The organism is Microcoleus sp. B3-D2, from assembly GCF_036705345.1.
In the GTDB taxonomy this organism is placed as follows: domain Bacteria; phylum Cyanobacteriota; class Cyanobacteriia; order Cyanobacteriales; family Microcoleaceae; genus Microcoleus.
This window is the reverse complement of the sequence record NZ_JAUBUG010000034.1, coordinates 62,199-72,149: the sequence shown is the minus strand read 5'-3', so window position 1 is coordinate 72,149 and position 9,951 is coordinate 62,199. Positions and strand designations below refer to the sequence as shown.

The following is a 9,951-nucleotide window of genomic DNA, read 5'->3' as shown; positions in this document are numbered from 1 at the left end:
GATGCACCTTACTTGCTCTCCATTTTTGGACACCATACCTAATTTACCACTATTTGAGCCTTAACTGAACCGTATTGTCCTAAATTCTGCCAAAGTGTCCTGAAAGAGGTGCTGTGAGGCGGGAGATTAAATTAGTAGATGCACCCTGATTAATTAACTCCCGACCAATTTTGGCCGGGTTTTTTTTGTCGATCGCACGCCCTCGCCACAAATTCTCCCAAATTCTCCCAAAGTGTCCTGAAAGAGGTGCTGTGAGACGGGAGACTAAATTAGTAGATGCACCCTGATTAAATAACTCCCGACCAATTTTGGTTTGGGGTTTTTTTTGCGGTATCGACGTTGATGCTGAAAAAGTTTGAGGTTGTCCGGATTGCGCTCAAATTCTCAGGAAGCTTAATTGGTAGATGCACCCTGATTAATTAACTCCCGACCAATTTTGGTTTGGGGTTTTTTTTTGCGATATCGACGGTGATGCTGAAAAAGTTTGAGGTTATCCGGATTGCGCTCGAATTCTCAGGAAGCTTAATTGGTAGATGCACCCTGATTAATTAACTCCCGACCAATTTTGGCCGGGTTTTTTTTTTGCTATCGCGCCCTAAACCACGAATTTTCGCAAATTTTCGCAAACTGTCCGGAACAGGTGCACCTCGAACCGGAGACTAAATTAGTAGATGCACCCTGATTAATTAACTCCCGACCAATTTTGGCCGGGTTTTTTTTGCCGATCGCACGCCCTAGCCACAAATTTCCGCAAAGTCTACCAAAGTGTCCTGAAAGAGGTGGTGTGAAGCCGGAGACTAAATTAGTAGATGCACCCTGATTAATTAACTCCCGACCAATTTTGGCCGGGTTTTTTTTTGCCGAGCGCACGCCCTAGCCACAAATTTCCGCAAAGTCTACCAAAGTGTCCTGAAAGAGGTGGTGTGAAGCCGGAGACTAAATTAGTAGATGCACCCTGATTAATTAACTCCCGACCAATTTTGGCCGGGTTTTTTTTTGCCGAGCGCACGCCCTAGCCACAAATTTCCGCAAAGTCTACCAAAGTGTCCTGAAAGAGGTGGTGTAAAGCCGGAGACTAAATTAGTAGATGCACCCTGATTAATTAACTCCCGACCAATTTTGGTTTGGGGTTTTTTTTTGCCGAGCGCACGCCCTCGCCGCCAATGTTCGCAAATTCTGCCAAACTGTCCTGAAAGAGGTGCTGTGAGGCGGGAGATTAAATTAGTAGATGCACCCTGATTAATAAACCCCAGCCAATTTTGGCCGGGGTTTTTTTTAGCTCAAAAGCTGCATTAACCAATTAGGCTAATTCGCCTCAAAAGACTGCACCTCAAGAACCGGGCCGATCATAGCAAAAGTCATCACATCCTTACGCACTTCACCTTTAACACTGACTTTCAAACCAGCTTTTTTCAAATCAGAAGGAGCATCCTTAAGTTCGTAAGTTTCCCCATCTTCGCCGACCAAAGCCCAAGTACCGGGACCCAATCCTTTGCGTTCAATTACACCTTTGACAGTAATACTCATGCCGATCGCACCTCTGTTTTAATTGCTAAACGTGCCAGTCCGAAACACAGTAAAGCATTGACAATCAAGAATGTTTGTGATACCCAACCTGTGCCCAATCCCCAGACTGCGGGCGACAGGAAAGCATTCACCGCTAAACTGCTGGCAAAACCGATCGAAATTGCGATCGCGATCCACTTCCACTGTCGATGTCCTAATAGCAAAGCAATCAAAATCCCAGGAATCAAAACGCTAGCAAAAAAGGGATTTAGCATACTGCTGCCATTAATTGCGCCGCCGAGTTCGGGAATAGAACTGCCCATCACCCGCAGTGGCCACTGCGGCAAGTCAAATACAAACAGATTTCGCAGCCCAAAGAACCCAGAACTGCCAGCAATCAAGCCGCCGGAAAAGCCCCAAGTCCAGGCGAAGGGGAAATAATTCCGCATAAAGAAAGCCAGCAGGTAAGAACCGAGCACCATTGCAATTTTAGGCAAGAGGGCGACTGCACCGCCGTCTATCCAAAAGCGGGGGTTGAGATAGCCGTTATCGCGCAGCCAGCGGAAGAAATCGCGGAAGTTGATTTGTCCGCGCTGGGCTAGCTGAACTGCTGCGGCTGCGTCTAGGTGTCCTGAACCAAAATGGTTTAACGGATCTTCAGTGACAGTTCGCGAGGACTGCAAGAGTACACTGCGAATCGAGTCTGGTTCTGTGATGCCCGAGGCCTTGACAAGGGCTGCAACGGCTGCAACGTGGGGAGAAGCCATGCTAGTGCCTTGGTAGCCTTCAAAGACTTCGGCGCCGGTTTCCGGGTCGATCGTACTTTGCAGGATCTTGCCCATTTCAGAACCGCCCGGGGCTGCAATGTCAACCCCTGCGCCGAAATTCGAGTAAGAGGCTTTTTCGTCGTCGGGGCCGAGGGCGGAAACGCCGATGACGTGGGGATAGCGGGCGGGATAGGAAGCGGAACTCTCGCCGGAGTTGCCGGCTGCTGCGATGATGACAACGCCTTTAGAGTGGGCGTAGTCGATCGCCTCGGACATTAACTGGCTTTCGCCGCCGCCGCCGAGACTCATGTTAATCACGTCGGCGCCGTTGTCAGCAGCAAATTTGATCGCTTCGGCGATGTCGGAAACCGTGCCGCCACCGCTGCCGCCTAACACTTTTAGCGGCATTAAAGCTGCTTCGTAGGCGATGCCCGCAACGCCATAATTGTTGTTAGTTGATTGGGCGACTGTACCGGCGACGTGAGTGCCGTGGCCGTTGTCGTCGTAGGCTTCGGCGCGATCGTTTACAAAGTCGTAGCCCGGTACAAATTTGGTTTCTTTTAAGTCAGCGACTGGAGTAATACCCGTGTCAATTATCGCTACTGTTGTGCCGCTGCCTTTGGTTTCGTTCCAGGCAGATTCTACGTTGATGCTGCGGAGATTCCACTGCTTGGTATACATGGGGTCGTTGGGAATCTCGAAAGCGCTGTAGACGTAGTTCGGTTCAATGTATTCGGTATCTTTAGCCAAATTTGATTTTTTCAGGGCTTTTAGCAAAGTGCGATCGCCCTTAACTACATATACATTGTCGCCCGCTGAGAATTCGCTGTTGAGTTGGGGTGCGACTTGGTACTGTTGGGCGATCGCATTTACTTCTTTCGCAATCTCAGCAGCACCCAAATCTTCGCGGAAATCCAGCACAATCGAGTCGTAAGTGCCTTGAGTAGCAAGTCCTGGGAAATTTGAAATCGCCCAGCCGAGCCCGATTAAAAATAAGCACAGAAGGAAAAACTTTTTCATTGCCGATCGTCCGTTTAGGGAAGGCGTGTTCACCACAATAACCCAATTTTCACCGCCAGCGCCAGTTTTCCTTGCTGTGGCTTGTGGATATCTCGCACGCGGGCGTTTGGTATTTTTCGGCTGTGGCTCTTGGTCGATCAAAAATTGCTCTAATTTATAGTTGAAATTGCAGAGCAAGTTTTAGGAGTTCAATTAATTGTATCATTAGAGAAGATCAGAAACAGAACAAGCGAGTATTTTCAACAAGGGTATTGCATGGAAAGAGGTTTAATGTGGCTGCCGCTGCTGGCAATTTTTATTTCTCTAGCTTGGGCTGGATGGAACGAGTATCAAAAGCTGGAAGCGTATCGCGTCTGGGCGGAACAATTCGCTAAAGCCAAGTACGATATTTATGCTGTACTCGGTCAGCAAGAAGACAGTTTAACTTGGGGAAAACCTACTCGCAGCGGGCCGGTAAATTTGCAAACATTTTCTTTAAAAAACGTGGAGTCGCTGCGGTTGTTAGTCAACTCTCAGGCAGTTGATTTAGAGTCACCGCCGAATTCGGGAAGTCCAATCGCCCTCGAATTTTTGTTCAAAGATGCGGCTGCGGTGCAGGTTCCTTTTACAGAAATTCCTCTAGCGACTAAATGGGGAAAATACTTGCAGCAAGAATTGCAGCGCTTTAGGTAAAAACACTCTCCGGCAGGGCAGCGTATAGGGAGCGTCTCAATGAAAGCAACCAAGCCCAAAATTGGAGTTTTGAGGCAGGAGACAGGAAGCAGGAGGTAGGAGGAAACAGGAAGAAGGAAAGAGCCAGAAGAAGTGTTTTTACCAATATGAGATGCTCCAAGCGTATAAGATGTTAACTCTGCTGCTTTAAGTTAAAAAAGTCTGTAAAACTGGTAGTAGAAATAGAGCTTACGCAACAAATCCTTTGAACTGCAATCTATAGGGTAAAGTACCCAGGGATCGCCCGGAGGACATGAGTTCTTGCAGTAAGTAGTAAGAGTAGTGTCCCCGTGCGCCCGCTCGTGTTCCGTGCGTACCTTCCAGTTAAAGTTATTGACCAGCGCGTCCTAAAACAGCTAAATTGCCAGCCCCCCAATCAGCGGAATGCAAACACAAGAATTTTTACAGCGCTATCAACAGGGAGAGCGCAACTTCGGTCACATTGACCTCAGCGGCGCTAGTTTAAGCGGTGTTAACCTGCGAGAAATAGACCTCACTGGTGCTAACTTGACCGGTGCTAACTTGAGCTGGTCTTTTTTGAGCAATGCCAAGTTGATAGGGGCTTGTTTGCGGCGCGCGGATCTCCGCAGTGCGGGGCTGGCTGGGGCGAACCTGAGCGGCGCCAATTTGAGCGGGGCAAATCTTGCTAAAGCGGATTTGCGCCTTGCTTGTTTGGAAGCAGCAGAACTCAATTGGGCCGCGTTCCCCGAAGCGGATTTGGGCGGTGCTAATCTTCAAGGAGTTAAATCTGACCAAATTAATTTGGCTGGGGCTAAACTCGACGGCGCAAAGTTGATGGTGGCGGAATTGATGGAGGCCAATCTCAACCGCGCCAGTCTTGTTGGTGCTAATTTAACGGGTGCTAATTTGCGGGAAGCGCATTTGGTGGAAGCGAATTTGCGATCGGCAATTTTAATCGGTGTAAATTTGATTGAATCTGACTTGAATGGCGCTCAAATGCGATCGGCAAATCTGACGGGCGCTGACTTGCACCGAGCTGTGCTGGCGGGTGCGGATTTGACTGAGGCGGTGCTGGATAACGCTGATTTGAGTCGAGCTAATCTGGCGGGTTCTTATTTATTGAAAGCGAGTTTCAAGAAGGCGCTTTTGCTGCGAGCTAACCTGCAAGGAGTGTATTTGCTGCGGGCGGATTTGAGCGAAGCTAATTTACGCAGTGCAGATTTGCGGAAAGCTGATTTGAGCGGCGCTTATTTGATGGATGCGATGTTGGGTGAGGCGGATTTAAGAGAAGCTTGTTTGATTGAGTGCCGTTTGATTCGGACGAATTTGGAGGGGGCGCAGCTTACGGGTTGCTGCATTCAAAATTGGCAAGTTCAAGATGTCGATCTGTCGAGAGTTGACTGCAGCTATGTTTTTACTCAGTTTGATTATAGTGCGAAAGTTGCGGCAAATCGCTTGCCGGTCGATCGCGATTTTGAGTCTGGGGAGTTGGGGCGGCAGCATCAAGAGGACAGTTCTATTGTGAAGGTGTTTTTTGAGGAAGCTCCTAATTGGGAGGCTTTGGTTTTTACGCTGCGTCGCGTGGAGCTGGAAAGCCGCGAACTCAAATTGAATGTTCAATTTTTTGAGTCTGCCGGAGAACAAAATTTACTGAGGCTGAGCGCGAACCGTTTGGTGAACGGCAAGATTTTGGGCGAGCGCATTTTGGAGCTTTATCCAGATATGTTGGAAAAGGTTTTAGCCAAGGACGCTGAAATTTTGAGTGTGCTCGACTTGGCTGTTCCTAGTAACAATGCGGAGCCGAGTCACAAGGAAATATTGCTCAGGAGACAGGAAATCTACCAGCGCATGGTGCGCCAAATTTCGTTTATTTTGATGTCTCAGACGCCGGATAAATTCTCCGAAAGCGTGCAGCGGCTGTTGGATTATTTGAAGCAGCAAGGTATCCCGACAGAGCAGATTCAAAAGAAAGTCATCAGTCAGGCGATCGTGCAGCGGGCCAAGCAAGACCCGGCTTTTCGGGACCAGTTGCTCGCGTGGGAGAAAACGGCGTCCGATCGCGTTCGCGGTTCGATGATGGGGGAAGCGGTGCGGTATGCGATCGCCCTTTTGATCGATTATTAACAGTTAATCGTTAACACTTGAAGCCCGCGGCCCGCTAATGCCCGCACTTGCTGTTCTGCGTGGGAAACTGCAAGCCTCGTGCAGCGGGCGAAGCAAGACCCGGCTTTTCGGGAACAGTTGCTCACGTGGGAGAAAACAGCTTCGGATCGCGATCGTTGTTCGCTAATGGGGGAAGCAGTGCGGTATGCGATCGCTCTTTTGTGGGAATAAATTGACATAGAATTGAAAAGCCAGTATCACAGTGTATACTTTTTATTTTTGAGATAAAAGTTTAGGAAGATTAGTTATAATTCCGAAATTGCTGCTCTCTACATTAAATATATCTTTTACCGTAGATTAAATATAGCTTTTGCACCATCACCAATATCTCGATACTGTTCGCTGCAACACGGTTGTTAGGCTGGGTGCTTTACCGTTTTGGCTGTCATTAATCCCCAAAACCAATTTATTTTATAGCGTTCTATATACACATCATTGTACCCAGCATCTTCTAGGATTCGCCTGCACTCTTGTTCGCCATAAGTCTTGAAGTGAGCGCGATCGAATCGACGGAGAAATATATCGAAAATACGGCACGTCCAATAGTCGTCACACCAATCTGTAATGACCAACTCCCCACCTGAACGAAGAACGCGGCGCATTTCTTGAAGTGCAGTCATAGGCTGATGAATGTAGTGAAACATATTGCATGAAACCACGACATCAAACTGTTCATCCTCGAAAGGGAGCTTTTGGGCCCATCCCTGAGACAATTCAATTGTCGGGGGAAGTCTCTGTCGAGCAACTTGCAACATTTCTGGCACTGGATCGACACCAAACAATCGAGATTGTGGGTAAGTCAATGCAAGCTGCTGAAGAAGTATACCTGTACCGCAACCGACATCTAGCACCCGATCGGTCGGTTGTAGTTTAAATCGGTTGAGTGTTTCTTGGGTCGTCGCTTGAATGTAGAACGACCATTTGACATCATAATCAGAAGCTAAACGCGAGTATTCTTGAACAACTGGATGGTTCTTGTGCAGATGGTTATCAGACATAGCATTGAGTTATTTAGCCACTATTAGCTGTTAGGTTCAAATGACTGACTGTATCATTGTTTCTTCTCATCGCAATTAATTTTAACTTCTATGTCTAATGGATTAATTCTGTTTACCAGTCTTGGCTCCTGAGTCGGCGATCGGCTAAGGCGCGGATTTGCTCGTCGGCGTCGGAAACTGCAAGCGATCGCAACAAAGGCACAACTCCGGGATTCTCGGGATAATGTTCGATAATCGCTTCGAGTGCTGTAAACCTGGGATTGTAAGGAAAAGAACCGTTTTGATTGTCAACATCGCTCAAAGCCCGATCGCGCAAAAACTCAAACATTCCCGGCTCGTCTTTCCATCCCCGCATTAACTCTACCAGGGCGATCGCCCGCACCTGCGAATCTTCTTCTTTTTGAGCTCTAATTTTCAGCCACTCGAAAGTTTGAGACTGATTTGTCCACCCCCGCGCTAACTTTTGCAAAGCGATTTGCCTGACAGCCGGACTCTCATCGCCCTCTGCTTTAGCCTCCAGCAGCATCCAAGTTTCAGGATTGTCCGGCCAGTTGTAAGCGAGTTCAAGCACCGCCGCTTGCCGCACCAGCGCTTCCCCAGAATCGAGCTGAATTTTCAGCCAAGACAAGGTTTCTGGGTGGTCGGGCCACCCCCGGACGATCGCCCGCACCAGCACGCTCAGCAGATGAGAATCTTGCTCTAACTCGACCAGGCTTTTGAGGAAAGGCAGCGTCTCCCCCCGGTGAGACCAGCGTTTTGCGATCTCTTCCACCGCAGTTTCTCGGACGTTGAGGTGTCTGTCTGACTCGGCGAGATTTTGCAACCAGCCAAAGACTTCGAGACTGCCTGACGCCAGTGCGGCGACAGCTTCCACTACTACTTGCCGCACTGTCCAGTAATCCTCGGAATCAGCTATTTTTTTCAGCAGGGGCAGGGTTTCTGGGTGGTCGGGCCAACCTGCCGCTATCTGTTTTAGGGCTATTTCGCGCAGGTCGGCGTCGCGATCGCTCAATGCTATATTTTTCAAAAAAGTCAGAGTTTCGGGGTTCCCGGGCCAGCCAGAGGCAATTGCTTGCACTGCTGAGCGCCGGACGCTCGCACTCGCGTCGGACTCGGCTTTAGTCTTCAGCAGCGGGTAAATGTCTGGTTCGTCGAACCAGTGCGAGGCCAATTCTTCTAAGGCTGCTGTCCGCACTTCTTTGCTGCTGTCGGATTCGGCTAGGGTTTTCAGCAGCAGGCAAACGTCGGTTGCAGCAGGCCAGCCCGCTGCCAACTCCCGCACCGCTACGGTTCGCAGGATAGAACTTCCTGTCTGGGCAAGGTTTTTGAGCAGGGAGGCAGTGCCTAAAAGGCTGTGCCAACCTCTGGCTATTTCTTGCCACGCTGCGACTCGCACTCCCAAATTTTCGTCGGATTCGGCGGCGCTTCTCAGTAGCAGCAAGGTATCTGTGCGATCGGGCCAATTAGAGGCTAACTGTTCGAGTGCTGCGGTGCGGACTGCGGGACTTTGATCGAACTGAGCCAGGGCACTCAGCAGCGGCAAGGTATCGCTCGTGTCTGCCCAACCACAAGCCATTTCTCGCACACAGGTCGATCGCACTGCCCAGCTTGGATCTGATTTGGCGAGGTTTTTGAGCATCAGGTAAATTTCTGGCTGATCTGGCCAACCACGGGCTATTGCTTCGACTGCTGTGGCTCGGACTTCGCCACAGTCACTGGAGTGAGCGAGTATTTTCAGCCAGGGCAGGGTTTGCGGGTCGTTTTTCCAAGTTTGGGCGATCGCGGCGATCGATCGATTGCGAATTTGATAAGTTTCCTGCAATTCTTGAGCGCTTTGATAAAGAATCAGGAAACCCGTGCCGTATTGCGATAACTTTTTTAAAGCGTTTAACAGTTTTTTTTCGGTTTTTTTATTAACCTCATTTTTAACTTTTAACAGGCATTGCGCTGCTAAAAACAAATTAATAAATTTTTCTTGTTGACCGTTTTGAGCTGTGAGATATTCTATAATTTGGCTCGCTGTTTCTTTGTCAAGCCTAGCTGCAATTTCTCTGAGGACTTCGTGCAAAGATTCGTCCCGCCAGTGCTGGCCGAAAACTTGTATGTTGAGCTCGCCCCAAGTCAGTTGACCGATTTTGAGTTGGGCATGGATTAACTCTGCTACAGTCTGAGGATTATTTTCGGAAACAAGTTTTTTTAACAACATACCGATACCCTGCCCCTGAAGTTTGTTTGCATTGACAATCCTCGCATCAGCTCCGATATTAGTTGAGATTTTTTTGAGCGAGCCTGAAGTATGGGACCAATCGACTCTATTTTATACGAAAAATACTGAGTCGGGAGGGCCCCAATGCAAAATCCGCCAGCACCCACAGGAATGTTAGGTGGTGGCGGATGGCGATCGAATAATTAAGCCGCTGAATCTAACTAACAGCTACTTGGACGCGATCGGCTACAACCCGAACCGCAAAAGTAGGAATCTTTACCGTTTCATCATCCAGACATTGCCCGGTAGTCAGACTAAAGTTTTGCTTGTAAATGGGAGAAGCAACTTTGAGAGTGCCGTTGCGATCGCCCACAAGTCCCCGCGACAAAACAAAAGCTTTGCTAAACGGGTCGTAATTGCTAAGCGCATAAACTTCATCTCCGTTTCCAACTCGGAAAATCGCCACTTGTTCGCCTTTAACTAAAGCGCAAACTCCAGTATAAGGGGCGATCGCATACAGAGAACACACATCTACCCAAGTAGTAACCGTATCCGAAACTTGTAATGATTGAACCATCTTCTTTTCCTGTTAATTTACTTTAATCTCGTTCCCAGTCTC

General features: G+C 48.7%; 8 protein-coding genes. 3 read left to right on the top strand and 5 right to left on the bottom strand.

The features are described from left to right. Positions 1-1,305: 1,305 nt before the first annotated feature. Both QUB14_RS14750 and QUB14_RS14745 read right to left on the bottom strand, forming a co-directional pair. Positions 1,306-1,527, bottom strand: a complete 222-nt coding sequence (locus tag QUB14_RS14750) for a hypothetical protein (RefSeq protein ID WP_006634386.1) — start codon at positions 1,525-1,527, stop codon at positions 1,306-1,308. Further along, positions 1,524-3,293 carry a S8 family peptidase gene (locus QUB14_RS14745; protein ID WP_333217693.1) on the bottom strand — a complete coding sequence of 590 codons (1,770 nt, stop codon included), beginning with the start codon at positions 3,291-3,293 and terminating at the stop codon, positions 1,524-1,526. Before QUB14_RS14745 ends, QUB14_RS14750 begins: the two co-directional genes overlap by 4 nt. A 255-nt stretch (positions 3,294-3,548) precedes the next feature. Here QUB14_RS14745 and QUB14_RS14740 point away from each other — a divergent pair, with 255 nt between their 5' ends. The 3 genes from QUB14_RS14740 (at position 3,549) to QUB14_RS14730 (ending at position 6,299) form a co-directional block, all read left to right on the top strand. Continuing rightward, a complete protein-coding gene (locus tag QUB14_RS14740) occupies positions 3,549-3,965 on the top strand; it encodes a hypothetical protein (protein WP_333217692.1) in 417 nt (138 codons plus the stop codon). Between the two features lie 423 nt (positions 3,966-4,388). Next, a complete protein-coding gene (locus tag QUB14_RS14735) occupies positions 4,389-6,089 on the top strand; it encodes a pentapeptide repeat-containing protein (protein WP_333217691.1) in 1,701 nt (566 codons plus the stop codon). A 78-nt stretch (positions 6,090-6,167) separates the two neighbouring features. Beyond that, positions 6,168-6,299: a hypothetical protein gene (locus QUB14_RS14730; protein ID WP_333217690.1), complete on the top strand. Its 132-nt coding sequence runs from the start codon at positions 6,168-6,170 to the stop codon at positions 6,297-6,299. 185 nt (positions 6,300-6,484) lie between these two features. On the opposite strand, the gene QUB14_RS14725 is transcribed toward QUB14_RS14730, so the two are convergent. The 3 genes from QUB14_RS14725 to nirD all read right to left on the bottom strand — a co-directional run bounded on the left by QUB14_RS14725 (position 6,485) and on the right by nirD (position 9,909). After that, entirely contained in the window at positions 6,485-7,126 is a 642-nt protein-coding gene (locus tag QUB14_RS14725; RefSeq protein ID WP_333217689.1) for a methyltransferase domain-containing protein, read from the bottom strand. A 112-nt stretch (positions 7,127-7,238) separates the two neighbouring features. Continuing rightward, complete coding sequence (locus QUB14_RS14720) at positions 7,239-9,332, bottom strand: HEAT repeat domain-containing protein (RefSeq protein WP_333217688.1); 2,094 nt, start codon at positions 9,330-9,332, stop codon at positions 7,239-7,241. 217 nt (positions 9,333-9,549) lie between these two features. Continuing rightward, a complete protein-coding gene (gene nirD, locus QUB14_RS14715) occupies positions 9,550-9,909 on the bottom strand; it encodes a nitrite reductase small subunit NirD (RefSeq protein ID WP_333217687.1) in 360 nt (119 codons plus the stop codon). Between the last annotated feature and the right edge of the window lie 42 nt (positions 9,910-9,951).

What these genes read in the sequence shown, in the direction of transcription:
- QUB14_RS14735 (WP_333217691.1), top strand. Translation starts at nt 4,389, where the DNA reads ATGCAAACACAAGAATTTTTACAGCGCTATCAACAGGGAGAGCGCAAC.
- QUB14_RS14745 (WP_333217693.1), bottom strand. Translation starts at nt 3,293, where the DNA reads ATGAAAAAGTTTTTCCTTCTGTGCTTATTTTTAATCGGGCTCGGCTGG.
- QUB14_RS14750 (WP_006634386.1), bottom strand. Translation starts at nt 1,527, where the DNA reads ATGAGTATTACTGTCAAAGGTGTAATTGAACGCAAAGGATTGGGTCCC.
- QUB14_RS14720 (WP_333217688.1), bottom strand. Translation starts at nt 9,332, where the DNA reads ATGTTGTTAAAAAAACTTGTTTCCGAAAATAATCCTCAGACTGTAGCA.
- QUB14_RS14725 (WP_333217689.1), bottom strand. Translation starts at nt 7,126, where the DNA reads ATGTCTGATAACCATCTGCACAAGAACCATCCAGTTGTTCAAGAATAC.
- nirD (WP_333217687.1), bottom strand. Translation starts at nt 9,909, where the DNA reads ATGGTTCAATCATTACAAGTTTCGGATACGGTTACTACTTGGGTAGAT.
- QUB14_RS14740 (WP_333217692.1), top strand. Translation starts at nt 3,549, where the DNA reads ATGGAAAGAGGTTTAATGTGGCTGCCGCTGCTGGCAATTTTTATTTCT.